This is a genomic window from Actinomyces provencensis (assembly GCF_900155435.1).
In the GTDB taxonomy this organism is placed as follows: Bacteria; Actinomycetota; Actinomycetes; order Actinomycetales; family Actinomycetaceae; genus Pauljensenia; species Pauljensenia provencensis.
On record NZ_LT700212.1, the window covers coordinates 2,960,666 to 2,986,321 of the forward strand.

The 25,656-nt window shown below is 69.2% G+C and carries 23 protein-coding genes, 3 pseudogenes and 1 riboswitch; of the genes and pseudogenes, 12 read left to right on the top strand and 14 right to left on the bottom strand.

Translation table 11 applies throughout. The annotated features are described in order from the left end of the window. A partial coding sequence (locus tag BQ9890_RS12855; protein WP_075892023.1) for a S10 family peptidase occupies positions 1-1,608 on the top strand: 1,608 nt, incomplete at its 5' end. Between the two features lie 22 nt (positions 1,609-1,630). Here BQ9890_RS12855 and BQ9890_RS12860 read toward each other — a convergent pair. After that, positions 1,631-2,797 (bottom strand): ATP-binding protein, encoded by a 1,167-nt coding sequence (locus BQ9890_RS12860; protein WP_075892025.1) that lies wholly within the window; start codon positions 2,795-2,797, stop codon positions 1,631-1,633. A gap of 268 nt (positions 2,798-3,065) precedes the next feature. On the opposite strand from BQ9890_RS12860, the gene BQ9890_RS16480 reads away from it, so the two are divergent. Continuing rightward, positions 3,066-4,073 (top strand): hypothetical protein, encoded by a 1,008-nt coding sequence (locus tag BQ9890_RS16480; protein ID WP_075892027.1) that lies wholly within the window; start codon positions 3,066-3,068, stop codon positions 4,071-4,073. A gap of 96 nt (positions 4,074-4,169) precedes the next feature. Here BQ9890_RS16480 and BQ9890_RS12870 read toward each other — a convergent pair whose 3' ends face one another. The 5 genes from BQ9890_RS12870 to BQ9890_RS12890 form a co-directional block, all read right to left on the bottom strand. Beyond that, positions 4,170-5,651 (bottom strand): plasmid pRiA4b ORF-3 family protein, encoded by a 1,482-nt coding sequence (locus BQ9890_RS12870; RefSeq protein ID WP_075892029.1) that lies wholly within the window; start codon positions 5,649-5,651, stop codon positions 4,170-4,172. Positions 5,652-6,161: 510 nt separating this feature from the next. Further along, the gene (locus BQ9890_RS12875; RefSeq protein ID WP_230297948.1) at positions 6,162-8,585 is read right to left on the bottom strand and encodes a heavy metal translocating P-type ATPase; all 2,424 of its coding nucleotides are present in this window, start codon (positions 8,583-8,585) and stop codon (positions 6,162-6,164) included. A gap of 282 nt (positions 8,586-8,867) precedes the next feature. Then, positions 8,868-10,340 carry an amidase family protein gene (locus tag BQ9890_RS12880; RefSeq protein WP_143226352.1) on the bottom strand — a complete coding sequence of 491 codons (1,473 nt, stop codon included), beginning with the start codon at positions 10,338-10,340 and terminating at the stop codon, positions 8,868-8,870. 139 nt (positions 10,341-10,479) lie between these two features. Further along, on the bottom strand, positions 10,480-11,316 hold the full coding sequence (locus tag BQ9890_RS12885) for a mycofactocin-coupled SDR family oxidoreductase (RefSeq protein WP_075893223.1): 837 nt from the start codon (positions 11,314-11,316) through the stop codon (positions 10,480-10,482). Positions 11,317-11,699: 383 nt separating this feature from the next. After that, complete coding sequence (locus tag BQ9890_RS12890) at positions 11,700-13,154, bottom strand: App1 family protein (protein ID WP_075892031.1); 1,455 nt, start codon at positions 13,152-13,154, stop codon at positions 11,700-11,702. 253 nt (positions 13,155-13,407) lie between these two features. Between BQ9890_RS12890 and BQ9890_RS12895 the strand changes: the two genes are divergently transcribed. After that, positions 13,408-13,788, top strand: a complete 381-nt coding sequence (locus BQ9890_RS12895) for a DUF4342 domain-containing protein (protein WP_075892033.1) — start codon at positions 13,408-13,410, stop codon at positions 13,786-13,788. 18 nt (positions 13,789-13,806) lie between these two features. Here BQ9890_RS12895 and BQ9890_RS12900 read toward each other — a convergent pair whose 3' ends face one another. Next, on the bottom strand, positions 13,807-15,060 hold the full coding sequence (locus tag BQ9890_RS12900; protein ID WP_075893225.1) for an MFS transporter: 1,254 nt from the start codon (positions 15,058-15,060) through the stop codon (positions 13,807-13,809). Between the two features lie 133 nt (positions 15,061-15,193). Then, positions 15,194-15,341: riboswitch (FMN riboswitch) on the top strand. A gap of 113 nt (positions 15,342-15,454) precedes the next feature. Between BQ9890_RS12900 and BQ9890_RS12905 the strand changes: the two genes are divergently transcribed. Beyond that, entirely contained in the window at positions 15,455-16,177 is a 723-nt protein-coding gene (locus BQ9890_RS12905; protein WP_075892035.1) for a riboflavin synthase, read from the top strand. 83 nt (positions 16,178-16,260) lie between these two features. On the opposite strand, the pseudogene BQ9890_RS12910 reads toward BQ9890_RS12905, so the two are convergent. Beyond that, positions 16,261-16,449 (bottom strand): annotated as a pseudogene (locus BQ9890_RS12910) (phosphoglucomutase, alpha-D-glucose phosphate-specific); the annotation flags it as partial. On the opposite strand from BQ9890_RS12910, the pseudogene BQ9890_RS12915 reads away from it, so the two are divergent. From BQ9890_RS12915 to BQ9890_RS16625, 4 genes and pseudogenes are all read left to right on the top strand, one after another. Continuing rightward, a pseudogene (locus BQ9890_RS12915) lies at positions 16,442-16,639 on the top strand (IS1595-like element ISAar1 family transposase); the annotation flags it as partial. The pseudogenes BQ9890_RS12910 and BQ9890_RS12915 overlap by 8 nt on opposite strands. A 277-nt stretch (positions 16,640-16,916) precedes the next feature. Continuing rightward, a complete protein-coding gene (locus BQ9890_RS16975) occupies positions 16,917-17,477 on the top strand; it encodes a helix-turn-helix domain-containing protein (RefSeq protein ID WP_407638918.1) in 561 nt (186 codons plus the stop codon). Beyond that, positions 17,365-17,952, top strand: coding sequence for a transposase (locus BQ9890_RS12925; protein WP_268258647.1), 588 nt, complete (start codon positions 17,365-17,367; stop codon positions 17,950-17,952). Before BQ9890_RS16975 ends, BQ9890_RS12925 begins: the two co-directional genes overlap by 113 nt. A 22-nt stretch (positions 17,953-17,974) precedes the next feature. Further along, positions 17,975-18,202: a transposase gene (locus tag BQ9890_RS16625; protein ID WP_268258648.1), complete on the top strand. Its 228-nt coding sequence runs from the start codon at positions 17,975-17,977 to the stop codon at positions 18,200-18,202. Between the two features lie 165 nt (positions 18,203-18,367). On the opposite strand, the gene BQ9890_RS12930 is transcribed toward BQ9890_RS16625, so the two are convergent. The 6 genes from BQ9890_RS12930 to BQ9890_RS12950 all read right to left on the bottom strand — a co-directional run bounded on the left by BQ9890_RS12930 (position 18,368) and on the right by BQ9890_RS12950 (position 23,525). Next, a complete protein-coding gene (locus tag BQ9890_RS12930) occupies positions 18,368-19,276 on the bottom strand; it encodes a helix-turn-helix transcriptional regulator (protein ID WP_075892042.1) in 909 nt (302 codons plus the stop codon). A gap of 4 nt (positions 19,277-19,280) precedes the next feature. Then, entirely contained in the window at positions 19,281-19,547 is a 267-nt protein-coding gene (locus BQ9890_RS15545; protein ID WP_143226353.1) for a hypothetical protein, read from the bottom strand. Positions 19,548-19,684: 137 nt separating this feature from the next. Beyond that, the gene (locus BQ9890_RS12935) at positions 19,685-20,590 is read right to left on the bottom strand and encodes an NADP-dependent oxidoreductase (protein ID WP_075892044.1); all 906 of its coding nucleotides are present in this window, start codon (positions 20,588-20,590) and stop codon (positions 19,685-19,687) included. A 61-nt stretch (positions 20,591-20,651) separates the two neighbouring features. Further along, positions 20,652-21,077: a cupin domain-containing protein gene (locus tag BQ9890_RS12940; protein ID WP_075892046.1), complete on the bottom strand. Its 426-nt coding sequence runs from the start codon at positions 21,075-21,077 to the stop codon at positions 20,652-20,654. Positions 21,078-21,199: 122 nt separating this feature from the next. Then, positions 21,200-23,200, bottom strand: coding sequence for a heavy metal translocating P-type ATPase (locus BQ9890_RS12945; RefSeq protein ID WP_075892048.1), 2,001 nt, complete (start codon positions 23,198-23,200; stop codon positions 21,200-21,202). Between the two features lie 91 nt (positions 23,201-23,291). After that, a complete protein-coding gene (locus BQ9890_RS12950) occupies positions 23,292-23,525 on the bottom strand; it encodes a heavy-metal-associated domain-containing protein (RefSeq protein WP_005053944.1) in 234 nt (77 codons plus the stop codon). 165 nt (positions 23,526-23,690) lie between these two features. Between BQ9890_RS12950 and BQ9890_RS12955 the strand changes: the two genes are divergently transcribed. The 4 genes and pseudogenes from BQ9890_RS12955 to BQ9890_RS14975 all read left to right on the top strand — a co-directional run bounded on the left by BQ9890_RS12955 (position 23,691) and on the right by BQ9890_RS14975 (position 25,540). Beyond that, positions 23,691-24,374: a Crp/Fnr family transcriptional regulator gene (locus BQ9890_RS12955; RefSeq protein ID WP_075891835.1), complete on the top strand. Its 684-nt coding sequence runs from the start codon at positions 23,691-23,693 to the stop codon at positions 24,372-24,374. 53 nt (positions 24,375-24,427) lie between these two features. After that, positions 24,428-25,018: a BREX system Lon protease-like protein BrxL gene (locus BQ9890_RS14970; protein ID WP_268258660.1), complete on the top strand. Its 591-nt coding sequence runs from the start codon at positions 24,428-24,430 to the stop codon at positions 25,016-25,018. A gap of 20 nt (positions 25,019-25,038) precedes the next feature. Then, positions 25,039-25,350: pseudogene (locus tag BQ9890_RS16485) on the top strand (transposase); the annotation flags it as partial. 49 nt (positions 25,351-25,399) lie between these two features. Further along, entirely contained in the window at positions 25,400-25,540 is a 141-nt protein-coding gene (locus BQ9890_RS14975) for a hypothetical protein (protein WP_143226354.1), read from the top strand. Positions 25,541-25,656 lie beyond the last annotated feature (116 nt).

Genomic DNA, 25,656 nt, shown 5'->3' on the forward strand with positions numbered 1-25,656 from the left:
TGGACCTGTGGCGCCACCCGGCCCAGGCTGCCCAGCGACACGAAGAGGCCCCCCCCCGCCTCGTCCGTCTTCCACGCCGACTTCATCGCCCTGCCCGACGGCGCACACCCCGACGCGACCCGACCGGTGACCTTCCTGTTCAACGGCGGTCCCGGCAGCGCCACGACCTTCCTGCTGCTCGGGTCGCTGGGGCCGCGGCGCATCTCCTGGCAGGACCCGAGCGCAGACCCCACGGCCGCCCCCACGGTCGCGCCCTACGGGCTCATCGACAACCCGCAGGCCCTGCTGCCCCAGTCCGACCTCGTCTTCATCGACGCCCCGGGCGCCGGGTTCTCCGAGATCGCCGAGGAGGCCAAGGCGGAGCTGTGGTCCGTGGACGGGGACGTCGCGGCCTTCGTCCAGTTCATCCAGCGGTGGCTCTCGGCCAACGGGCGCTGGAACTCCCCCAAGTACGTCTTCGGGGAGTCCTACGGCACCGTGCGCGGCTCGGTGCTCTCCTACGCACTGCTCGACGCGGGCATCGCCCTGAACGGAGTGGTGCTCCTCTCCGACATCCTCGACTACGGCCACATCGTCGGCACCGACGACCAGGCCTACATCGGCTACTTCCCCACCTACGCCGCCATCGCGCACTACCACGGGGGGGCGGGCGCGGGAGCGGTCCCCTCCTCCACCCCCGCGGACGAGGGCGACGCTGGTGCGGCAGGGACCAACGGGGCCGGCCCGGTCGCGGACCTCGCGGCACTGCGCGCCCACGTCCAGGAGGCCCGCGAGTTCGCAGACGGCGCGTTGCGCCGGGCCCTCTCACGCGGTGACCGCCTAGCACGCAGCGATGCGCAGGCCGTGGCCCGGAGATACGCCGAGCTGGCCGGGGTGTCGCCCGAGTACGTGCTGCGCTCGGACCTGCGGGTCCTGGACCCGCGCTTCCGCAAGGAGCTGCTGCGCGACCGGGGTCTGGTGGTGGGACGCTACGACGGGCGCGTGTCCGGCTTCGACCTGGACACCGCCTCCGACGACGAGACCTTCGTGTCCGACGACGCCTTCATCAGCCCCGCCTACGGGGCCCTGGTCAACACCTACCTGCGTGAGGAACTCGGATGGACGGGCACCCAGGAGCGCCGCGCCTTCTCCGAGATGGACTGGGAGTCCACGGAGCCGGGCAAGGGGTGGGTCTGGCAGCACAAGCAGCCCGGACACACGAAGACCATGTGGGACCAGACGCTGACGTACCCACAGGTCATGCCGGACCTGGCGGCGGCCCTGGTGCGCAACCCGCGCCTGAAGGTGCTGGTGGCCAACGGCTACTTCGACCTGGCCACCCCCTTCTTCCAGACCGAGTACGACATCGACCACCTGGGGCTGCCGGCACCCCTGCGCTCCAACATCGCCTTCACCTACTACCCGGCCGGGCACATGGTCTACACGAGCCCGGGCTGCCTGGAGAAGCTGGTGGAGGACCTGCGCGTCTTCTACGCGGCCGGGGTGGGGGAGGTCGGTGCGGCGCACGGGGCCGCCGCGCACGGGGCTGGTACCCCTGTGGCGACCGCGCCCGTGGACCTCTCCGACCTCGACGAACGCCCGGAGCTGGAGCCGCTGGGTCTCAGCTGAAGGCTCTGTCGGGGCCGCCCCTTCACTCGATCTGTCGGTCGATGAAGCCGGCCATGCCGGGGACGGTGAAGGCAACAATGCCGTGGTCCGGGGCGTAGATCAGTCCTTTGTGGATCAGTCGTGCGCGGATCGGGCCGAGCTGGTTGAGGGACTTGCCCATTCGTGAGGCGACTTCCCCGGATCCGACGCCTGCGTCTCCTTCAGGGCACATTGCGCGGAGGTAACGCTTCTCGGCTGCCGTGGTCCGGTCCCATCGCGAACGGAAGAAGCCGTTGTCGAGTTGGCTCTGTCCCTGGACGACACCGAGCTTCGCATCGGTGAGGCCGATCCTCAGCCCTTCCGCCACGTTCCATGCCTCCTGGCCGAACTGCTGGATGAAGTAGGGGTATCTCCCGGAATGGGACACGACGTGCTCCAACGCTTCGGTGCTCCACGACACGCCTTCCCCTTCCGCAGGCCGCAGAATTGCGGCTCGCGCGTCGCTCTCGGAGAGTCTCTCCACTTTGATGAACTGGAACCGCTCGGTGTACGACTTCGCTTCTGCGAGTGTTTGGGGAAGACTCGGCAGGCCCGCGAGGGCAAACAGGACCGGCCAGTTGTCCTGCGCTGCAGCTTGGGCGATGACCGCGAGTGTCGTCAACTCCTCGGTGTCCAAGTCCTGCGCTTCATCGATGAGAATCGCGAGTCCCACTCCTGCTTCCCGCGCAGCGAGGGACAGGTCCTTGAGGATCATCCGAAGATCAGTGGCGAGCATCCCGGTGTCTGCACCTCCGCCGGCGGCATCCGAGAGGTCAACGCCGAAGGTCCAGTTCCCCGTTGCGTCGTAGGAAGCCTTGAAAGAGAGCGCCGTCTTCAGGGCTCGAAGGACCCGCTTTCCGGCCGAGGGGCGACTGATCTCCGACAGGGGCTCGTAAAGTCCTTCTCCGAGGATCTCGCGGAGGGGACGCTCAGTCCCGGCCTCCACCTGGGCTACCCACCAGTCGCGGTCCTCTGCGTCGTGACGTAGCTGTGTGATCAAGACCGTCTTGCCCACCCCGCGCAGGCCATAGAGGATCATCGGCTGATCGGTCGTGCCCCGCTCCGCCCTGCGCAGTGCGACCCCCCATGCCCGTAGCGCGTCATCGCGACCAACCAACGCGGTGGGCTTTCGGCCCGCCCCGGGCATGTACGGGTTGAGAACCGGGTCCATCGAACACCCTCCTATGACGATCTATAACAGTGTATAACAGGTCGTTACACTCTTTTATGTTTCGTTACACCAACCGCGCGTCGACACTGCGTCCAGCCACGCCGCTGTCGAGCGAGCTCCAGGCAGTGTCGGCAGTCGGGGGAAGAAGAGGACTGTGGCATCCGCGGACCTCTCCGACCTCGACGAGCGCCCGGACCTGCCGCCGCTGGGCCTGGTCTGACGTCGCGGGGGCGCCGCAGGGCACCGGACGCCCCGCTATCGTCGGACCATGACGGATCGGCTCTCACGCGAGGACTTCTCCCGCAAGCTCGCCCCGCTCGACGAGGACGCGCTGCGGAAGGCCCTGTGGACGCTCTACTGGCGGGGAAGTGCCCAGATGCGGGAACGCATCCTGGACACACTGGATCCCGTGCGGGCCAAGGTCAGACGGGCGGCCGCCAACGCGCCAGCCGACGGCGCACTCACCCTGACCCGCATCAAGACCTTCGCAGCGCTCGCCCGAGCAGGCGCCTATCTCGCAGGCGACCGCCGGGTCTCCCCCTCCCAGCGCACCAAGTGGCGCACCGAGTTCAAGGGGCTCGCCACCGATGCCGTCTCCGCACTGCGCGGTGAGGAGTCCGAGAAGGCGTCCCGCGCGCTCGCGATCCTCATCGACCTGGCCTGCGAGGTGGGTTCCTACGACTACTTCCGCTCCGAGGACGCGGTGGCCGCCGCCAGGTTCGTGGTCTCCGACGCTGCGGAGGCGATCTGGACGGTGGCACGCGCCCAGCACGGCATCACCGGGATGGCTGACCTGGTCGCCCCACAACTCATCCGCTGGGAGAGGCGCCACGGCTGGACCCGGTTCGGGGAGGGCTGGGTCGCGGAGCATGAGCGCAGCCTGGCCGAGGTCCTCGCACCGATGCTGACGAACACGGATGCCTGGGGCGCATTCGCCGCTGCCCATGTCCGTGCGCTCGACGGCCTCACCACCACTCGGCGACATCGGTACGACGATCCGGTGCGCGACCGTGCCAGCAACCTGGCCCAGTGGAACGCCATGCTGCTGGACCGCCTCGTCGACACGGAGTACGAGCCCCTGCTCGACGCCCTGGTGAAGCACCCCGCACTGGTCGGTTCGGAGCGCACGTTCCTGGCCTCCCGACTGGCCCACCTGCGCGGGGACGACGGGTCCGCGCGGCGGTTGATCGGCACCTGCCTGAAGGACCTGCCCGGACACAGCGACTACCGGGAGTTCGCCCTCGTCCTGGGGAGCTCACCCGAGCCGCCCTCGTGAGCGGCCGGCCTCCCGCCGAGGGGTGGACCTCCCACCCACCGGAGGGGCTGCAGCGTCACCTCTCGGGATGCCCGGCCCCGGACCTGTCCGACCGGATCACGGCGTCCGCGTGGCGGCACGGGCCGCGGCCGCGACGTCCGCATCGACGCCGCGCGGGGGTCGACCGGTGCGCAGGGTCCCTGCCAGCAGTCCGAGGACGTCGAGCGTCGGGCTGCCAGCCGGGGGCGCCGCGAAGCTGTCCCTGGAGTCGTGCCAGCCGAGGTCGAACATCATCTCGCTGATGCTCCGGTCCCACAGTTCCGCAGGGGTCTCGCTCCCGGCGACGGCGAGGGCCGCCCAGCCGAACTGGCGCTCGGCGGTGGACTTCCCGAGCGGGAGCCGGCCCGTGATGTGGCGCAGGAGGGCCTCCGGGTCCTCACCACAGCGCCTGGCGGCCAGCGTCGGTGTGATGCGCCCCTTGCGCACGGAGACGAGCCCGAGGGCCCGAGCCGTGTCGCGCACCTGTGCGACGGGTGGGGTGAGGTCCTCGCGGTTGACCTTCCCGATCCACCACTCGGCGATGCCGGTGCGCCGCGCGACCTGCTCGACGTCGGTCGGCTTCAGGTACCCCGCAGCGGTGAGCCCGACGCCCTCGCCGATGACGTCGAGCAGGACCCGCAGGGGTTCCGTGAGCCGGGCAGCGGCATCGGCACTGACCTCGATGGGGCCGAAGGATGCGGGATCGGCGAGGGCGTCGCGCAGGAGGCGCGAGCCCCGGTTCCTCGACACCTCGAGCAGTGACGCGAGTTCCACGGTGACCGGCGCGGGCTCTACCGAGAGCATCGTGATCATCGCGTTCGTCCCCTCGAGGTCGAAGGCATCGGGATGCCACCCCTCGGGCAGCCAGGCGCGCCCGTCCTCGGCACTGTCGAAGACCTCCGGGCGCAGTGCATCATCGAAGCCGCTGCGCACCCACTCGGCGATCTCGCTGTAGCCCCACGCACCGCCGCAGTCCTCCGGTGGGCAGGCGAGCCTGCCCCGGAGGCACCGGGGGGCGGTCGGCGGGTCATTGAGCACCTTCTCCACGCGCAGCACGTGCTCCCACCCGTCGCCGAAGTCGTACTCGTACCAGAGACGGTCGCCTTCGGCGGCGACGACCTGGTCCAGGCGGACTCCGTCCTCGAGCAGGCCCTCGTCACCCTCGTCGAGGTCGAAGGAAGTGAGGAACTCCGGAGCGTTGCGGCCGTTGCCCGTGCGGAAGCGGTGCAGGTGGCTGTCCGTCCACCCCATGGCGGCCTGGAGCACGTCGTGGAGGCGGGGGAGAGTGATGTCCCCGGGGACCTCGATGCGCCGCCAGACGGGCGGTTTGGTGCGCAGGAGGTCGACCCGGATGCGGAAGCCCCTCGTGGTCGTGGGGACGGGGTGGAGTCGGGGCCGAGGGGGATGCCAGGTGTCAGGCAGTCCGGGCCCGCCGCCGGGGAGTGCACCGGGGAAGCCGCCGGAGAGCAGTGCTCCGATCTGTTCCGGGGTGGCATCGCTCAGGAGTTCCTGGATGAACCTCCGGAGGTCCGGCGACTCGAACTCGTTGTCGGATGTCATCTGGTTCCCCCTGATTCCGCAGAACGCCCTGAACAGACAGGGTATCCGGTCACGGCAGTCGGCACAGGTGCACCGGGCGGAGGGAGCTTTCGCCGAACGGTGGACTTCCCACCGAACGGAGGGGGTACAGGTCCACCGTTCGGTGAGAACTCCACCGTTGGGGATGCCTGCCTGCGGAAATGTCCGACCTGCGACACCTTCCACGACGCGCGACGCGCGGAGCGGAAGTAGGAGCGGGAGCGGGAGCGGGAGGTCGCAGCAGGGAGTCGGTTGATCAGTGCATGAGAGGCACGAGCCGCCCCTCTTCCCAGGCATGCCCATCGGGAGGTCGGTGCGGCGCCCGTGGCGACCGGGCCCGCGACGACCGCGCCCGCGGCGGGCGCACCCGTGGACCTCTCCGACCTCGACGAACGCCCGGACCTGCCGCCGCTCGACCTGGTCTGACGGCCCCTGTCACTCATCGCACTCGGTGCCCCCAGACCGGAAGGTCTCCCCTGCGGGGTCGCGAGCTCACGCCGAACGGGAGACCTCCCCGGCACCGGAGTGCGCAGCGGTGTCGGACCGCGTCGCGGAACCACGCCCCAGCACCACCTCCACACTGTGCTCCGGGCTGAGGTCCAGGCGGCGCAACAGCTGTGCGTTGAGAGCCACGACCACGGTGGAGGCCGACATCAGCAGGGCACCGATGCTCATCGGCATGACGAAGCCGATGGGGGCCAGGACGCCTGCGGCCAGCGGTACCGAGATCAGGTTGTACCCGGCGGCCCACCACAGGTTCTGCTGCATCTTGCGGTAGCTGGCCCGCGACAACTCGATGACGGAGAGCACGGAGCGGGGGTCCGAACTGGCCAGGATCACGCCCGCGGAGCTGATGGCGACATCGGTGCCCGCACCGATCGCAATGCCGACGTCCGCCCTGGCCAGGGCGGGGGCGTCGTTGACGCCGTCACCCACCATCGCAACCTTGTGACCCTCCGACTGCAGCTGCTCCACGCGCTGGGCCTTGTCCTCGGGGCGCACCCCGGCGAAGACCCGGTCGATGCCGAGCTCCCCGGCGACGGAGTCCGCCACGGCCTGCGCATCCCCCGTGATCATCACGACCCGGACGCCGAGTGCGTGCAGGGCGTCCACGGCCTGGTGGGACTCGGGGCGGACCTCGTCGGCCAGGCGCAGGGCACCGGCCACCTTCCCGTCGACGAGGACGTGGAGGATGATCGCACCCTGCTCACGCCAGGAGCTGGCGACCGGGAGCTCGGTGGCATGGCGTTCCTCCAGCAGGCGGGGTCCGCCGACCTCGACCACTGAGCCCTCCGCCCTCGCGCGCACGCCCACGGCAGGGGAGGAGGAGAAGTCGGAGGCGGCGGGCACGTCCAGGCCACGCGAGTGGGCCTCCGCCATGATGGCGCGCGCCAGGGGGTGCTCGGAGTCGGTCTCGGCTGCGGCGGCCAGGGCGAGGACGCGGTCCTCGTCCATGCCTGCGGCCGCTTCCACGGCGGTGAGGGCCGGCTCGCCCTTGGTCAGCGTGCCGGTCTTGTCGAAGAGGACGGTGTCGACGGTACGCATGGACTCCAGGGCGAGGCGGTCCTTGACCAGGACGCCTCCGCGGGCCGCGCGTTCGGTGGCGATGGAGACCACCAGCGGGATGGCCAGGCCCAGGGCGTGGGGGCAGGCGATGACGAGCACGGTGATCGTGCGCACCACCGCGTCGCTGGGGTGGCCCAGCAGCGTCCACACGAGGGCGGTCACAGCTGCTGCACCCAGCGCGAACCAGAACAGCCACCCGGCAGCCCGGTCGGCCAGACGCTGGGCGTGGGACGAGGAACCCTGCGCATCCGCGACCAGCTTGCGGATGCCCGCCAGCGCCGTGTCGTCACCGACCGCGGTCACCTCCACGCGCAGCCCGGAGTCCGTGGCGACGGTGCCGGCGACCACCTGGTCGCCGATGCCGCGGTGGACGGGTCGGGACTCGCCGGTGACCATGGACTCGTCCACGGCGGCGGCGCCCTCGACGATGCGACCGTCCGCGGGCACCGCAGCTCCCGGGCGCACCACGACGACGTCACCGACGAGGAGGTCGGCGGGAGCGACCGTCACAGTGCCGGAGCCGGAGACCTTCTCGGCCTCATCGGGGAGGAGGGCGGCCAGTGAGTCCAGGGCGGAGGTGGTCTGGGCCAGGGAGCGCATCTCGACCCAGTGGCCCAGCAGCATGATGACCACCAGCAGGGCCAGCTCCCACCAGAACTCCAGGGAGTGGTCCAACAGGTGCAGGCTCGCACCCCAGGAAGCGAGGAAGGCGACGGTGATGGCCAGGCCGATGAGCAGCATCATCCCCGGCTTGCGTGAGCGGATCTCGGAGACGGCCCCGGTCAGGAACGGCCAGCCACCCCAGAGGTAGACGACGGTGCCCAGCAGCGGGGAGACCCACTGGGCCCATGTGCCGGCGGGGAGCGCGTAGCCGACGAGGTCGGCGAACATCGGGCTGAAGGCGACCACGGGGATCGAGATGGCGAGCATCGTCCAGAACAGGCGGCGGAAGCGGGCGACATGGCCGGCGTGCCCGCCGTGGCCCATGTGCGCCATGTCGTGGTCCATGCCGGGCATCGAGCCCATGGAACCCATGTCCATCCCGGACATGGCGTGGCCCGCGTGGTCGGTGTGGTCTGTGTCGTGGTGGCGGGCGTGTCGGTCGCTGCGCGAGTCGCCGGCACCCGGGTGCTCCATATCGCCCATGTGGTGGTGACCTGCGTGGGTGTCATGTGTGGGCACCTGCCCGGACTCATCGGGGGAGGAGACCTGCACGCGGTCGTGCCCGGCGTGGTCGGTGTGATCCATGTATGTCATGTCGTGCGCGGCGTGACCCACCTGCTGGGCGTGGTCGTCCTGCGCGTCTGGTGCGCTGTCGTGGTGGTGTTCGTGCTCGTCTCTGGCGCTCATGCATCCACGTTATACCCCATGGGGGTATCTGTCATGCGGTGCAGGCACTGGTTGTGCGCTGGTGCTCGGGGACCGTGACATCGAAGTGTGGTCTCGATGCGAAAATGGCCCCGCTGAGGGCCCTCGGGCCATCGAGACCACACTTCAATGCAGTCGCACCTCCGGCACAGGCGGCCGAGCACCCGGATACGAGCGGGCAGGGGCTCGCGAGCGCCTGCCCGTGACCCGATCCCGTGACCCAGTCTGCCCGCCGGGCAGTCGGTGACCCCGCCACCGGGCGACCTACACACCCCGGGCCACGACCGCCCGCTCCAACAGCGCCGCCACCGCCAGTGCCTCCTCGTCGTGGCCCCGCCGTGCAATCACCTGCAAACCGACGGGGAGCCCGTCGCCGTCGACACCGACCGGCACGGACACGGCCGGTTGCCCCGTCAGGTTGAAGGGCCAGGTCAGGGGTGTCCATGACATCCACGTGCGCCCCGGTCCCCCGGCACCTCGCCATCCTTCGGGGACCTGGCGCCCAGCCTCGAACGCCGTGACCGGCAGGGTCGGCGTGACCAGGACGTCGTGGTCGGCATGGAAGGCGGCCAGTGCCAGCGCGACGCCTTCCCGGGCCCGTGTCGAGGCCCGAAGGAACTCAGCGGCGGACAGTGCCCGGCCGTGCACCACCGCGGCACGCAGGCCTGGATCCAGGTGCACCTCCTCGCCGGCGTCCAGGTCAGCGAGTTCCGCGGCCAGCACCCCGGACCACAGGTCCACCATCTCCGCCCCCACCTCCGGCAACTCCAACGTCACTGCGGTGACCTGGACACCCCTATCGATCAAGGCCTCGACTGAGCGTCGGACGGCTTCGGCGACGCCCTCGTCCACGATGCCGGACCCGAGGTCGGGGCTGAACCCGATGCGCAGGGGGTGCGCGAACGCCTCCGCCCGGTCCACGACCTGCACGTACGAGAAGCGAGGAGCCTCCAGGGAGTCCGGGTCGCGGGGGTCCGTGCGTGCCAGGACGTCCAGGGCGAGGGCTGCGTCCTCCACCGTGCGCGCCAGCGGGCCGACGTGGGCCAACCTGGCGAAGGCCCCTGAGGGAGTGGCGGGGATGCGCCCAAAGGTTGCCTTCAGGCCCACCACCCCGTTGAAGGAGGCCGGGATGCGCACCGACCCCGCCCCGTCGGATCCCAGGCCCACCGTCCCGACCCCCAGGGCCGTCGCCACCGCCGCCCCGCCCGAGGACCCACCCGCCGTGCGCGTGGGATCCCACGCATTGCGCACCACGCCCCACACGGGGGAGTCCGAGACCGCGCTCCACGCGAACTCCGGCATGGTCGTCTTCGCGACGATGACCGCCCCCGCCTCGCGCAGGCGTGCCTCAGCTGGCTCGTCGGTGTCCTCGGGCGGCGCGTCGCGGCGCAGCAGGCTGCCGCGCACGCTGGGCAGACCGCGCACCGCCAGGGAGTCCTTCACCGTGACGGGCACCCCGTCGAAGGGGCCCAGCTGGTGGCCCTGTCGCCACCGCAGGGTGGAGGCCCTGGCCTGCTCCACGGCGCCGCCCTCGTCGAGGAAGGAGATGGCACCCAGGTCGCGCGCCACGCCGCGCGCCCGACCCAGGACCTCCTCGAGGACGTCGAGGGGTGTGAAGGTGTCCGCAGCGAAGCCTGTGCACAGGGCGCGCACCGGGAGGAACCCGAGGCCGTCGGGGCCGGAGTGGCCGGAGCGGGCGGTCGCGGGGGCGGGGGCGGTGGCGCGCGCGGGAGGCACGACGGAGGCGCTCGCCCCCGCGGACGGGGTGGCGGATGAGGTCGCGGGGGCGGGGGGAGCAACCGATGCGCTCGCGGCCACCGGTGCGCACGCGTGGAAGGGGCGTTCCTGCCCGGGGCGGGGACACGGGTCCCGGACCTCAGCGCGTCAGCAGCCCGGCGTCCACCGGGACCTGGGATCCGGTGATGTAGCGCGCCCGGTCGGAGGCGAGGAAGAGCACGAGTTCCGCGACGTCGTCGACCTCCACCCAGGGCACCGGCAGCAGGTTGCCCGCCGAGCGCTCCGCGATCTCCAGGGGTGTGGAGCCCTCCTGCGCGGCCAGCCCGTCATTGAAGGCGGAGTTGACGCCGGTGGGATGGATGGACACGACACGCACGCCGTGCGGGGCCAGCTCGATCGCCCAGGACTTCGTCAACCCCACCAGTCCCCACTTGCTGGCCACGTAGTGCGACAGGTTCGCGAACCCACGCAGCCCGGCGACGGAGGAGTTGTTGATGATGACTCCCGACCCCTGTGCGACGAAGGTCGGGATGACGGCACGCGCGGTCAGCCAGGCACCCTTGAGGTTGATGTCGAGGACGGCGTCCCACTGGTCCTCGGTCATCTCCACGGCCCGGGCGTAGGACCCGACCCCGGCATTGTTGAAGAGCACGTCGATGCGTCCGAAGCGTGCCAGGGCCGCCGAGACCGCGGCCTCCAGGTCGGCGGCCTCGCGCACGTCGCCGGTGGCGGCGAGGAACTGGCCGCCGTTGGCCTCGATCTCCTCACCCAGGGAGTCCAGGGCTGCGGACTCGTCGGCCACGTAGGCGGGGTAGGAGAGGGGTCGGTCCAGGTCGAAACCCACCACGGCGGCGTTGTTGCGGGCGAAGGCGAGGGCCGCGGCGCGCCCCTGGCCGGAACCGGCACCGGTGATGAAGACGACCTTGCCGGTGAAGTCCTCGGTGGTGGGGGTGGGGGAGATGACGGGTTCTGGCATGGGGTCCTCCGGGTGGGTCGGGTCGCCGGTCGGTGGTCGGTGCGTGGCCCGGTGCGGCGCGGGTTGTCGGTGGTGGTGGGGCCCGGCGGTGTCCGCTGCGTCGTGCGGGCGCCGGGTGTCTCCGGACCCGACGAGGGCGTCCCCGCACCGGGTCCCGTGGTGGGACACGTCCCCTCCGCAGGCGTGCCCGTGATGAGGAGGATGCCCCCTGGGGGGCACTGTCTCGGTGGTCGAACCGCCATCCGTGACCACGTGAACGGGTCCTCGGACCCCGGTGGCACCGACCGCACCGGCGTCGCGTGCGGCGCAGCGGGTGCGCGGTGCCCGGTGCGTGGAGGGGACCCGTGGGTGGAGTGCCCGGTGGGTGGAGGGGACCGGTGTGGTCAGGACTCCCGGTCGGGTGTCGGCCCCGCCAGCTCGCCGGGGGTGGCGTCCTCGCCCTCGTCCTGCGCACCCGGGTCGGTCATCCGCACCAGGCGACGGTCGATGCCGCCCCGGCGCATGCTGTCCAGCAGCTCCGTGCCGTCACTTCCGTACCAGACCGGGATGTCCTCGGGCACGGACCAGAGGGCGTCGGGGACCAGGGGCACGGGCGTGCCGTGGGCCAGGACCTGCTCGAGCTCGGACAGGGAGCGGATGGCGATACCCGCCACCCGGTCGGGGTGCTCACGGGAGAACTCCGCGTAGATCATCGGGTCGCGCTGCCCGTCATCTCCCACCAGGATCCAGCTCACCTGTGGCAGGTCGGAGGCCAGGCGGCGCAGCTCGCGACGCTTGTGTGCCGGCCCGGAGCGGAACCAACCGCTGTTGGAGGGGCCGAAGTCCGTCATGAGGAAGGCCCCGCGGGGGTAGTGCAGACGCGCCAGGAAATCGCGCACCGTGGGCACCACGTTCCACGCCCCCGTCGACAGGTAGACGACCGGGGCGGGCAGCAGTCCCTGGGGCAGGGTGGTGGGGTCGGCCCCCGCCTCGTGCTGGCGTCGGCCGGCCACCTGTGTCACCCGGTTGAGCATCTCCGCCATGCCGGGCACGGCCTCCCGGGAGGAGACCCGGTCCAGGAAGGCGTGCTTCACCGCGACCAGGAGGCGCGGCACCATCGAGACCATCACCGTGTCGTCGATGTCGGAGACCAGACCCAGGTGCTCCCCGTCACCGACCACGCGCAGGGCGAGGTGGGTGGGGGCACCGGCGCGCAGGCGTGCGCCCGTGGCCCCGGTCCGGACCTCCGTCGCGGAAGCGGGCGCCGCTGCCGGTGCCGCACCCGGTGTCGATGTCGCACCCGCCGTGGTGCCCGTGCCCGTGCCCGTGCCGCGACCGGTGCCGCTCGCCGCGTCCTCACTGTCGCCCACGCCCTCGTCGCCCCGGCTCCCGAGGGGCCGTAGCCGCCCCGACACGAGTTCCACGGGCAGGGGGGCGTCGCCCTCGTCGATGCCGGCGGCCGCGACGTCACCCGCGTGGAGGACCTGCAGGGTGGCCTGGTGCCAGCCGGGGGTGAGGCCGTGGTTGTGGAGCGTGAGGTCGACGTAGCCGCCGGGGTCGGCGAAGGTGATGGTGCGGGCGCGTCCGCAGGTGACCAGGACGGGTTGGCGGGGGATCTGGGCGTCCATGAACTGGCGCCAACCGCGACGCTGGCCCAGCCAGTCGCGCTGGTCGCCCGTGCGCGTCATCAGGGCTCGCCCCAGCACGCGCGCCATGGACTGCGAGCCGTAGCCCCCGAAGGCGATGATGCCCGGGTAGCAGCCGGTCCAGCCCAGGTAGCGGGCCACCAGCGTGCTGGTCCGCTCGTCGAGGGAGGCGACTGTCGAGAGCAGCGGGGAGGGGGTCTCGTCATCGATCATCTGCTGGGCTCCTGGGTGGAGGCACGAAGGTCGGGCATGGCCCCATCATCGCGCAGTGGGACGTCACGGGGCGGATCCGGCGCCGTGCGGGTTGGGGACAGCCCGGATCCCTGTCGGCGGGGGCTGCGTGTCGGGCCGTCCACTGCGACCAGGCTCGCGCGCCTTCTCCGGGAAATCCCAGGGTCCTCCCCGATGCGCGCGGGCCCCGGCACTGGGATGATCAGGGGTGAACCCAACTGGAGGGACCACAGCCATGGCTGGACAGAATGACGACAAGGCACGCACCTTCACCGAGCGCATCGAGGTGGCGGGCAGCGAAGCGGTGTCCACCATCAAGAAGCTCGTCGCCGACGGAGACGTCCGGCGCATCATCATCCGCGACCAGCAGGGCAAGCAGCTCCTCGCCGTGCCCATGAACGCCGGTGTCGCCGTCGGCGGGATCGCCGTGCTGGCCTCCCCGACGGTTGCCGCCATCACCGCGCTCGTGGCGGTCCTGGCCAAGGTGCGCCTGGAGGTCGAACGCACGGATGTCAACTCCGGTGGACCCGTGGTCGACGTGGAGGTCCACGACGTCGAGGTACACGAACCGGCGCCGGGGAGCGACACGCACGAGGGCGGCTCCGCCCAGTCCTGAGGTCCGAGTCGGCCTCCCTCAGACGGTGGGAGCCTGTCGGGGCGAGTCCTCACCCAGGGTGTCCAGAAGCTCCCGGTCCGCGCGGGTCGTCTCGCGGCGCAGCCGTGGCAGACCGAGGATCATGAGCGCCACCATCGCCCAGGCGCAGGCGATGACCACCAGGAAGCCCCCGTGCGCGCCCGCGGCGTCCACGCGGCGACCACCCAGGGCAGCGCCGATGGAGGTCCCGATGTTCATCGCGGTGGACATCCAGGTGAGCCCCTCGGTCAGCTGGGTCGGGGGGACGACCTTCGTGACGATCGTGTTGACATTGGTCATGGTCGGAGCGATCGTCAGGCCCGTGACCCACATGACCAGCGCGAGCACCACCAGGTTGCGCGCCAGCAGGAACGTGGAGGCACCCAGGGCCAGTGCCACGATGCCCACCCCGTAGAGCTTCCACAGGGGGCTGTGCCAGGTCCGTGCCCCGTAGACCAGGGCCGCGGTGAAGGACCCGAGGGCGAAGAAGGCCAGGAGCGGGCCCGCCAGGGCCGTTGCACCGTGCTCATCCGTGAAGGCCACGACGGAGACGTCATTGGCGCCGAACATCGCGCCCGCCCCGATGTAGGTCAGTGCCAGGCCGATGACGACGGGGTTGGACAGGACGGTGGGGTGGCGTCCACCCACCTCGCGGCGGACGACCGGGGGCTCGGTGGCGCCCTGCCCGAGGAACGCGATGCCACCCAGCGTCAGGAACGTGACCGCCAGCACCAGCCCGGTGGCGGGGTGGACCATGGTGCCCAGCAGCGTGGCCATGACGGGCCCGACGATGAAGACGAACTCGTCGATCGCGGCCTCCATGGCGTACGCCGTGGCCAGCTGCTTCTGGTTGGTGACCACCGTCGACCACCGCGCCCGCACCAGTGCCCCCGGGGATCCCCAGCTGGCACCCGAGAGGGCGGCCAGGGCGAACAGCGCCCACTCGGGAGCGTGGGCCAGGGCAGCGGCGACGAGGGCGACCATCGACAGGGCCGAGACGGCCAGCGAGGGTGCCATGACGGTGCGTTGACCGCGGGTGTCCACCAGTCGCGCCAGCAGGGGGGCTCCGATGGAGAGACCGATGATGTTGGCGGCGCTCACCGCACCGGCCAGGGTGTAGTTCCCATATGTCGACTTGATCAGCAGGATCGTGGAGATCCCCACCAGTGACATCGGCATGCGCAGGATGAACCCGGCCAGCGAGAATCGCCAAGCCCCGGGCAGTCGCAGCACGTCGGCGTAGGTGGAGAGCACGATCACCGAGTCTATGCGGGCGTCGTGGGCTCCGGGAAGGGCGCCGGGGGTGCCGGTGGTCACCCGGAGTGGGGCCCGAGGGTCCCGGGTCCGGTTGCCGCTCGGACGATAGGATCGCGCCGATTGCACACACCACGTGCTTCGGGGTCGGTGAAAGTCCGAACCGGCGGTGACAGTCCGCGACCCGTCCACGTTGCCTGCCGATCCGGCCGGTGACACGGATGGTTGACCCGGTGGGACTCCGGGACCGACGGTGAGAGTCCGGATGGGAGAGGCACACGTGGCGCCGGGACGACCGGCGGGCTGCTCGCGGCCTGCCCGGGCTGCACCCGGTGACGCGTCCGCGCCCGTCGCGCACACCCCGGAGCCTGAGCACAGGGGGTACGCGGACACCATGTTCACCGGAATCGTCGAAGAGGTCGGCACCATCGTCTCGACCGGTCCCGAGCCGGGAGGCGGCGCGGCCCTGAGGATCCGAGGTCCCCTGGCAGCCTGGGGCGCCAGGCAGGGCGACTCGATCGCGGTGTCGGGAGCGTGCCTGACGGTCGTGGACCAACCCACCGCCGAGGAGTTCGTCGTCGACGTCATGCCCGAGACACTGCGGCGCACCTCGCTCGGCTCCCTGCAAGCGGGATCGCCGGTGAACCTCGAACGCTCACTGCGTGCCGACGCCCGCCTGCACGGGCACATCGTCCAGGGCCACGTCGACGGTGTGGGTCACCTCCTGCGGCGCAGCGAGGAAGGTGGCTGGGTCGAGCTGGAGGTCTCCGTGCCCGCACCCCTGGTCGGCCTGGTCGCCGAGAAGGGTGCCGTCGCACTGAACGGGGTGTCCCTGACGATCACGCACGTCGGTGGTGGAACCGCGCGCCGCCCGGTCGGGCAGGAGACGGACGAGGGCGGCCGCGGCGTGGACGCGGGGGAGATCCTCGAGGTCGGGCGGGGGACGGACGAGGGCGGCGCCCGGGCCGGTTCGCTCGGTGTCGCCCTGATCCCCGAGACGCTGCGGGCCACGAACCTGGGAGACCTGCGGCTGGGGGACCCCGTCAACATCGAGGTCGACGTCGTGGCCCGCTACGTCGCACGCCTCCTGGAGGTCGGGGACATGTCCCTGTCCTGATCGCAGCGGGGCCGCCCTCGTACACGTGACGAGGGCGGCCCAACTCCGGCCCCTGCGCGGGACCCGGTGCGACGTGGCGGGACTCAGCCCAGGGCCGCGTCCACGACCGTCTTGGCCTCGGCCTGGACCTCGTGCAGGTGGTCCTCACCCCTGAAGGACTCGGCGTAGATCTTGTACACGTCCTCGGTGCCCGAGGGACGCGCGGCGAACCAGGCGTCCTCGGTGACGACCTTGAGGCCGCCGATGGGGGCGTCGTTGCCGGGCGCGCGCACCCCGCTGACGGTCTGGTTCGAGGTGGCGTGGCTGATGAGTGCCGACAAGGGTGGCGTCTCGGCGGCGCACCTGCACCGGGTGCTGCCGATCAACTCCTACCAGACGGCGTGGGCGATGCTGGCGAGGTTGCGGCAGGTGATGAGTAGCGGAGGGGAGCCACTGAGGGGCCGTGTCGAGGTTGACGGCTCTTCGTCATTCGGCGTGGTTTGGTGAGGCTGGCCTGAGTGGTTTGAAGCGCTGAGAGGGGTGTGTCGGTTGTGGTGAGAGGGGTCGGGGCCTTCTTGAATGGGAAGCGTTCAGACTGACCCGTTCGAAGAAGACCCCGACTGTGTTCCACACTACCTGCACTCATCCCGGCTACTGCACTCTCGCTGATGCCATCACTGACCTCCCCGGCTTCCACGTCACGCGTGTGGAGCGCTCACCTGCGGGCCTGCGTCTGAACGTCGAGACCGACCCTGGCATCGTGTTCTGTCCCGCCTGTGGGGTCCAGGCTGTGGCGGATGGCCGCCAACAACGTCTCCTCCACGACATCCGTGTCTTCGGTGTCCCTGTCCTCCTCGTGTGGTCCAGGCGCACCTGGCGGTGCCGACAACACTCCTGCCCCCAGGTCTCCTGGGGGGAAGAGACGCAGTTGGCACCACCCCGCACACACTTCACGACGCGAGCCCTCACCTGGGCCGTCAACCAGCTCCTCACCCGAGATGTCGCCGTGTCCGCCCTGGCCCGGGACCTCCAGGTGGGGTGGCACACCCTGTGGAAGGCAATCGAGGGACCCCTCCAGGAGCGCCTCAAGGAGATCAGCGACCAGGCCAGCGTGGAAGCCCTGGGCCTCGACGATTCCCCCGCACGCTGCGCTCCCAGCGGGAGGTACCCCCAGCGTGTGGCGCCATTCCGGGCCCCACAAGAATCGGATGATCACCGGGGTGGTGGACCACACGAGGCCGAAGAGAGGCAAGGACGGGAAGACGAAGCCCTTCGCGAGGCTCCTGGATGTCCAGGTCGGACGCTCGGGAGCGGTCGCTGAGGACTGGTTGGCCTCCCAAGGCAAGGAGTTCACGAACAAGATCCTCATCGCTGCCATCGACCCCTACCGCGGTTACGCCAACGCCATCTCAGCGACCCTGAAAGAGGCGGACATGGTGGTCGACATCTTCCATGTGACGAAGCTGGCCAGTCAGGCCCTGGACGAGGTGCGTCGCCGAGTCCAGCAAGACACGTTGGGGCGCAGGGGACATGCGAAGGATCCCTTGTATCGGGCTCGGAGACTCCTCCTCACCGGCGCCCACCACTTCACCGAGAAGATGGCGACCAAGCTGGATGCCCTCCTCCAAGAAGGCGACCCGAACTGGGAGGTGACCATCACTTGGACCGTCTACCAGAAGCTGATCGATGCCTACCAGCAGAGCGACTCCCATGACATGGTCACCCTCATCGATGCTCTCAAGGACCTGGGGGCACCTCCCGCTTGGAGCGAAGCACGCGGGGGAGCCGATTCCTGAGGTCGCCAGGCTGGGGCGCACCTTGAAGTCCTGGAAGAGGGAGATCCTGGCCTATTGGCACACCGACCGCTCGAACGCGGGCCCCACCGAGGCCATCAACAACGTCATCGAGACCACCCGACGCATCGCCCGCGGCTTCCGCAACTTCGAGAACTACCGCCTGCGGATCCTCGCCTCAGCCTCCGGACAACGCCCCTACCGCCAACCCCCGAAACTCGTCAAGCAAGGACAACCAAACCACGCTGAATGACGAAGAGCCACCAATGCCACGAAACGGACGAGGATGCGACCGGTCGGGAGCGGCGGTGGAACCGACGAGATCTACCGGACTACCAGCCCGTCAGGCGAAGAACGCGCCGGATCGGGTGATGATGCGGATTCCCGTATCGCAGATGCTCCTATGTGCACCGAGTCGTCAGCTGGCGGCCTTCTGCCGGACGAGCTGGCGGTAGCGCGTCGGGCTTGCTCCGACACACTGGCGGAATAGTCGCGCGGCGTGACCGCGGCTGTGCCACCCGACCTCACGCATCGCGACCTCGATCGGCAGATTGGTCTCACGCAGCAGACGCGCCAACTCCTGGGCGCGCAATGTCGCCAGGTACGTCATCGGTGTTTTCCCGTAGGCGTCGACGAAGACCCGGCCCAGCTGGGACGGCGAGAGATGCACTGCCTTGGCAAGCTCGGGCAGTGTCCATCGACGTGCTGTCGCGGTGCGAAGGAGTCCAGCGGCCTCGCGGGCTTCGGCGCGCAAGGGCGCGAACCGGCGGTGGTGGGGCAAGCCGGGCCACGTTGCCAACCGTTGGGAGTGTGTCCGTCGTACCGGAGTCGTCTTGACGAAAGGGGCGATCACATCCAGCACCGCGAACAGCAGCGCCTGGAGCCGGTAGAAACTCTCCGCTGCGGGTCCGTCGATACTGAGCGCGACCATCTCGTCCAGCCAGGGCATCAGCATCCCCACGCGGTCCTCACCCAGGAGCAATATTTGTGCAGGCTCGGAGTACAGCTCGTCGGCGAAGCCCTGGGCATCCCACCGATCGGCCAGCAACGCTGCGTGCTGCCAGAACACCTGATCAATGACGTAGTCACGATCCAGGTACAGCGTGGTGACCGTGACCCAGCCCTCGGGCTCGCTCCCGCACAGAGTGTTTGCCCCCAACGCCACGACATCGCCGACGGCGACCGGCTTCTCACCGAACTCGCTGAGCAGGACCGCGGAGCCCGAACGCACAAAGATCAACTTGACGCAGTCGTAGGCGATGGGGGAAATCGGAGCATGGATGGAGCGTGTGCGGGCAAGCACCGGGGAGAAACGTCCGACGGGCATGCCGTCACGCGCCCGCACCGTTCGGGTCGCCGTCGCCCGTCGTTGCGACGGTCTGTGGATGACCCGGAGCCGAGGCGTCGCCCGGTCCATGCACGTCCAGCAGACGTGCGCCTTGCTGGCTGCATCCACAGAGCAGTACAGCAGCGAGTACGACCGTGCCGAAGGTGATGGAAGCAACGCCGCCAGCGGTGACCGCACTGATGCCGACACATGCACCCGCACGCGGCTGCGGAGCGCGCGTCTCCAGCACATATCGCGGTACGATCGACATCGGGACCCTCCCCACCCTCTCGGCTCATCCGGGCACGTCGAGCTGAGCCCCTGTTCAGGAGCAATGCAGTGGAGCGTGCCCGCCCCGAATGAAAAACGCATGCTCACCGCGCCCCGTCCGGCCTCGGTGGGCTCGCCTCAGGGCACCACGACGATCTTTCCGGCCGCATGTCTGGTCTCGACTGCGGCAATCGCCTGACCTGCTTCATCCAGGCCGAACTGGGCGTCCACGTGCGGATCGACCAGCCCGTATTGGATCACCTCGGTGATCTTCCCCATGGCCTCACTCGTGCGTGCCAGGGCCAGGCCGCCCAGCTCGGCGGCGGTGTCCGGATCAGCCGCTGAGATGATCCGGGTCCGGTCGGGCACCAGGTCCGCGACGGCGCGCAGCGCATCCCCACCGACGAGGTCGACAATCAGATCTGCCCCGTCGGGGGCGATCTGATGCACCCGTTCGGGCAGGTTCGGACCGGATTCGACGAAGATGGCACCGGTGGACTCGACCAGGCTCCGCTTAGCTGAGCTGGCCACACCGATGACCCTGAACTCGTGCACCCGGCCGATCTGTGCGGCCATCAGTCCCACCCCACCGCCCGCGCCCAGCAGCAGCATTGTCTGGCCCGGTTCGAGTTCGATCTGGTGTGTGGCGTCATAGGCCGTGGCCGCGGCCACCGGGATGGTGGCGGCGTCGGTGAAGGAGATCTCCTCGGGCTTGGCCACGGTCGTGGCGGCGCGCAACAGTGTGTGTTCGGCCAGCCCACCGTGTCCGGGTGCCACCAGACCGAGCACTTCGTCGCCCACGGTGAATTCCTCGATCCCGTCGCCGAGCTGGGTGATCACGCCGGCGGCCTCGCGTCCCATCGGTGCCGGCAGGCTCCAGTGATGGCCCAGCTGGCCCTCGCGGATCTTCCAGTCGGCTGGGTTCACTCCGGCGGCCCGTACCTCGATGGCCAGCTCTGCGGGCCCGGGCACGGGAACAGGCCGGTCGATCAGCTGCTGGGTCTCGGGCCCGCCGTAGTCGTTGAACACATAGACCTTGGACATGGGATCTCCTTCTCAGTGGTTTCGATTCGGCGTCCCAGTGGGTTCGCCAGAACGGTGTTGTTCAGTGCCGCGGCGGTTCGTCTCGGCCGGCGGCCTCGGCAGCGTCGGCTTCGCCCTTTGTGGCGAAGGCGACACCGGCGGCGTGTTCCGGCGGGCTGTAGACGGTGTGGAGCACCAGCGACTCCTCGCCGGTGTTGCGGAAGTTATGTTGGGCGCCGGCAGGAACCGCGCACTGGTCGCCTGCCTCGATGGGGTGGGTGTGACCGTTGAGGTCCGCCTCGCCGATACCGGAGACAAAGGTCAGGATCTGGTCGGTGTGTTCGTGGACCTCGTCCCCGATCTCACCACCGGGCGGAATCGTCATGACGACGATCTGGGCGTGTTCGCCGGTCCACAGCACCTTCCGGAAGTCCGGATTGTCCCGGGCGACGTCCGCAATAGTAAAGTGCTCGACGTTGTCTCCAAGGGTGAAGTTCTTCTCGGTCATGGCTGATCTCCTCTGCTTCCTGTATGGCTGTCTCTATCTCGCTGTCTGAGTTTTCGTGCTTATCCGTCCTCGGGATGATCCGGAGGCGTGCGGGCCCCAGGGCCCCGGTGCGGATTTGGATGTCAGGCGGTTACCTGCTGTGCCCCTTTCTCCGTGGTCCTCTCGGCCGGTGGCGTCGTGGTCGAACCGCGGCTCTTCCGTAGCAGTCGCATTGCGTTGATGATGACGACCAGTACGGAGGCTTCGTGGACGAGCATGCCGACGGACATGGTCACCCCGCCGGTGAAAACACCGGCCAGCAGCAGCACCACGGTGATCAGGGCGATCGCGATGTTCTGCCGCATCACGGACACGGTCCGCTTGGCCAGACCGATGGCTTCGGGCAGTTTGAGCAGGTTGTCGCCCATCAGGGCGATGTCCGCGGTCTCCACGGCCACGGCTGAACCGGCCGCGCCCATTGCCACGCCGATGTTCGCGGTGGCCAAAGCGGGGGCGTCGTTGACACCGTCCCCGACCATGGCAATCGTGTGGCCCTGGCGTTGCAACTGTGCGACCACGTCCAGCTTGTCTTCGGGGAGCAGGGAGGCGTGGATCTCGTCGATCCCGGTGGCCTTCCCGACGGCTTCGGCCACCAGTCGGGTGTCACCGGTGAGCATGACCACCTTCTCGACCCCGGCTCGGTGGAGCCGGGCGACCATCTCGGCGGCGTCCTGCCGGATCTGATCGGCCACGGCGACGACGCCGATCACCTGGTCGTCGACGGCCACGATCATCGGCGTCTTTCCATCGGAGGCCAGCGTTTCCGCCGCCCGAGCGGCGCTGCCGTCGTCGGGAACGCCGTACTGGTCCAGCAGCGGCGGGTTGCCGATGAGCACCCGTTGGCCGGCAACGTCGGACACGATGCCCTTACCGGGGACCGGGGTGACGGTGCCGGGGACCCCCTCGGGGGCCACCCCCTCATCGCGCGCCGTCTGAAGGATGGGACGGGCCAGCGGGTGCTCCGAACCAGCCTCGGCGGCCGCGGCCCAGCGCAGCACGTCGGCACGGTCCCGTGCCGAATCCAGGACCACGACATCGGTGAGGACAGGTTGGCCCTCGGTGAGGGTGCCGGTCTTGTCCACGGCGACCGCCGAGATCTTGGCCGAGGTCTCCAGGAACTCGCCGCCCTTGATCAGGATGCCATTACGGGCAGCCCGGCCGATGCCTGCCACGATCGCGACCGGAATGGAGATCACCAGGGCGCCGGGGCAGCCGATGACCAGCAGGGTCAACGCCAGGACCACATCACCAGCGATCAGTCCGGCCGCCAGTGCCAGCACCATGACGGCGGGGGTGTACCAGCGGGAGAAGCGGTCCATGAAGGCCTGGGTGCGGGCCTTGGCGTCCTGGGCCTCCTCCACCCGGTGGATGATGCGGGCCAGGGTGGTATCCGCGCCGATGCCGGTGGCCCGCACTTGCAGGAAGCCGCCGCGGGAGACAGTGCCGGCGAACACCTGGTCACCTTTGGATCTCTCCACCGGGATCGATTCGCCGGTGATGGAGGCCTCATCGATGGCGCCGGAGCCGGAGACGACCTGGCCGTCCACGGGGACCTTCGAGCCGTTCTTGACCAGGACGATCTCGCCCATTCTCACCTGTCCGGCAGGGATCTCCTGTTGTTCACCATCGCGCACAACGACGGCGGAATCCGGGGCGACGGCGACCAGCTCGGCCAGGGCCGAGCGGGTCCTGTTCAGGGTCGCCGCTTCCAGAGCGTGTCCGATGGCGAATAGGAACGTGACCGCCGCGGCCTCCCAGAAGTTGCCGATGATGACCGCGCCGATGGCCGCCACCGACACCAGCAGGTCGATGCCGATGACCTTGGCGATCAGCGCGCGAACCGCCTTGATCACGATCCCGTAGCCGGCGACCACGGCGGCGGCGACCATGAAGGCATCCGCGAGGGTGAAGACCGCGGTGGCATGGGTGGCGTGGGCGCCGGCATCGAGCCACCACTGGGGGCTGATGGTGAGGTTGGCCGCACCCTCGGCCAGCCGTTGAACGGCGAAGGAGATGATGATGAGTACGCCGGACACGACGGGGACCGACCAGTTCCCATAGACCCATTTCTGGAGCCTGTTCACTTTCGGGTACGACCTTTCTGCGATGAGTGCCAGCGGACCGGCAGATCGGGTATGAGCGAAAAATGTGCGACCCCACAGGGGCCCGCGTGCCTCAGAAGGCTGAAGGAGTGGCCTTATAGCCGGCCTTCGCCACGGCAGTCACGAGGTCATCCACGGAGACGCGCTCGGCGTCGTGGTCGATCTCGATGCGGGATGAGGCGAAATGGACCTTCACGTTCTCGACACCCTTGAGGCGGCCGACCTGCTTTTCGATCTTCGCCACGCAGGACGGGCAGGAGAATCCCTCGGCCCTCAAAAGGGTGTGGGTGGCGGTGGAGGTAGTCATTGTGAGAATCCCTTTCTTGGTGGTGTTCCGTATTGACACCTTCACGATAGGTTCGCGCCACTGCGAACTCCTTGACCCAGGTCAAGTCCGGACGGCACCGTACGAGGCGCCCCCTGGGGCATCTGGGGACGGTGGCGCCCGCGCCGATTCCGGTAGGCTTGAAGCATGTCTGAGGATGACCTGTGCGTAGCTCGCGTACCGATCTTCCAAGGACTGACGCGCCAGGAGCAGCTGCACGTCGCCGACTTCGTTCGCCCGGTGTGCGTCCACAAGGGGGATATTGTTTGTTCCCCCGGACAGTCGGTGTCGCGTCTGCTGGTGATGCACAGCGGACAGCTCAAGGTCAGCCACACGGCGGCCAATGGTCAGGAACAGATTCTGCGAACGGTGACAGACGGTGATGTCGTGGGAGAACGGGCCTTCCTGACGGGCCACCGCCCGGTCGACCTCGTCGTCGCGCTAGAAGACAGTCGGATGTGCGTCTTCGACCACGCCGACCTCTCGGCCCTGCTCCGCGACTACCCCGACATCAGTCAGCGGATGCTGCGGACACTCTCCGACCGGCTCTCCTCAGTCGAGCGACTGCTGGGCGCCGTCACCTCCAGCGACGTCAACGCCCGCGTGGCGGCCTACCTGCTAGATCTGCCCGGCAGCATGCGAGCAGGCGTACCCACGGTGAGGCTGCCGATGGCGAAACAAGACATCGCCGCCTACCTCGGAACCACGCCCGAAACCCTGAGCCGACGCCTCGCCGCGCTCTCCACCTCCGGCATCATCGAACTCCACGGACGCCGAGACGTCTCCATCCTCGACATTGATGCACTCGAACACGTCGCCACACCCCGATAGCCCGGTACCGTCAGGATGCATCCGAGACGCGTCGAAGGCAGCGATGTAGGCCACTGCGCAACATCGACTACTCCGACCGCTACCAGCAGCACTTCACGCTCGGCTCCGACATCTCCACTCGGGACCGCGACGGCATCCACAAGACCTTCTCTGGCCTGATGAAGCTCATCTACCCGGGCGGCGAGGCCACGCAAGAGGAGATCGAGGAACTGCTGCGCTTCGCCGTCGAAGGACGCAAGCGCGTCAAGGACCAGATTCTTCGGATCGACACCACAATGGCCGCCGTCAACTTCGGCTACTCCGACAAGTCGGGCACCTGGCGTGGCGTCACCACGCTTGAGGAGGACGAGTACCCCGACTACTACCAGGCTCGCCGCCCCGAGGCCGAGGGCGAAGTAGAGGCGTCGGCGGAGGAGCGTGGGTCCGCGCAAGCAGAGGTCGCAGTTGCGGCTCCAGTTGCTCCCGAGGTGGCGGCGCCCCTGTTCGAAGGGCACCGGGAGTTCCAGGAGAACCAGCGTGGAGTCTCGTACGAGACGCTGCTCATGCCCTATTTGCACGGCGCCACGGACATCACCATCGTCGATCCCTGCATCCGGCTCCCGCACCAGGGACGCTGGGCCTACCCTGTTTTCTCGGACACCTGATGTAGCGGGATCGCGTGGTCCTGCCTGCAGTGCACCGGATCTTCTCACTCGCCAAGCGCATGATCGAGGGCACCTACCAGGGGTGTGCTGGGACCGGCCACCTCCAGGAGTACCTCGACGAGTTCATCTTCCGGTTCAACAGGCGACACAGTCATCACCGCGGACTGGTGTTCAGGCGACTCCTCGAACGCGCCGTCGCGTCAGAGCCTGTCACCTACCGCCAACTTGTCCGTGACCCGAAATCGAAAGTCGACCAGCCACGCGGAGTGCACGGCCCACGATCCTCACCAGGCTCCCTCGACACAGGACACACAGACAGACCATGGAGAGCCAACAGCTGTGAACAACACCACCGGGCCACGCCAACGCCTCGTTCACAAGATGGATACCCCATTTCCCGAGACCCTGCGGGCCACGAACCTCGGGGACCTGCAGCCCGGGGACCCCGTCAACATCGAGATCGACGTCGTGGCCCGCTACGTCGCACGTCTCCTGGAGGTCGGCGACATCCGTCTTCCGTGATGTGTGCCCGTGGCCGTGGCGATCTTGGTGGCCGGAACCGTGTCTCGTGATCCGTGTATGGCGTTCCTCGTCCCCCGATCCGTGTGCCGTGCTCGGCGGGCTGCGCTGTTCTCTGC

What these genes read in the sequence shown, in the direction of transcription:
- BQ9890_RS12860 (WP_075892025.1), bottom strand. Translation starts at nt 2,797, where the DNA reads ATGGACCCGGTTCTCAACCCGTACATGCCCGGGGCGGGCCGAAAGCCC.
- BQ9890_RS16480 (WP_075892027.1), top strand. Translation starts at nt 3,066, where the DNA reads ATGACGGATCGGCTCTCACGCGAGGACTTCTCCCGCAAGCTCGCCCCG.
- BQ9890_RS12870 (WP_075892029.1), bottom strand. Translation starts at nt 5,651, where the DNA reads ATGACATCCGACAACGAGTTCGAGTCGCCGGACCTCCGGAGGTTCATC.
- BQ9890_RS12875 (WP_230297948.1), bottom strand. Translation starts at nt 8,585, where the DNA reads ATGAGCGCCAGAGACGAGCACGAACACCACCACGACAGCGCACCAGAC.
- BQ9890_RS12885 (WP_075893223.1), bottom strand. Translation starts at nt 11,316, where the DNA reads ATGCCAGAACCCGTCATCTCCCCCACCCCCACCACCGAGGACTTCACC.
- BQ9890_RS12890 (WP_075892031.1), bottom strand. Translation starts at nt 13,154, where the DNA reads ATGATCGATGACGAGACCCCCTCCCCGCTGCTCTCGACAGTCGCCTCC.
- BQ9890_RS12895 (WP_075892033.1), top strand. Translation starts at nt 13,408, where the DNA reads ATGGCTGGACAGAATGACGACAAGGCACGCACCTTCACCGAGCGCATC.
- BQ9890_RS12905 (WP_075892035.1), top strand. Translation starts at nt 15,455, where the DNA reads ATGTTCACCGGAATCGTCGAAGAGGTCGGCACCATCGTCTCGACCGGT.
- BQ9890_RS12925 (WP_268258647.1), top strand. Translation starts at nt 17,365, where the DNA reads ATGATCACCGGGGTGGTGGACCACACGAGGCCGAAGAGAGGCAAGGAC.
- BQ9890_RS12930 (WP_075892042.1), bottom strand. Translation starts at nt 19,276, where the DNA reads ATGCCCGTCGGACGTTTCTCCCCGGTGCTTGCCCGCACACGCTCCATC.
- BQ9890_RS15545 (WP_143226353.1), bottom strand. Translation starts at nt 19,547, where the DNA reads ATGTCGATCGTACCGCGATATGTGCTGGAGACGCGCGCTCCGCAGCCG.
- BQ9890_RS12935 (WP_075892044.1), bottom strand. Translation starts at nt 20,590, where the DNA reads ATGTCCAAGGTCTATGTGTTCAACGACTACGGCGGGCCCGAGACCCAG.
- BQ9890_RS12940 (WP_075892046.1), bottom strand. Translation starts at nt 21,077, where the DNA reads ATGACCGAGAAGAACTTCACCCTTGGAGACAACGTCGAGCACTTTACT.
- BQ9890_RS12950 (WP_005053944.1), bottom strand. Translation starts at nt 23,525, where the DNA reads ATGACTACCTCCACCGCCACCCACACCCTTTTGAGGGCCGAGGGATTC.
- BQ9890_RS12955 (WP_075891835.1), top strand. Translation starts at nt 23,691, where the DNA reads ATGTCTGAGGATGACCTGTGCGTAGCTCGCGTACCGATCTTCCAAGGA.
- BQ9890_RS14975 (WP_143226354.1), top strand. Translation starts at nt 25,400, where the DNA reads ATGGATACCCCATTTCCCGAGACCCTGCGGGCCACGAACCTCGGGGAC.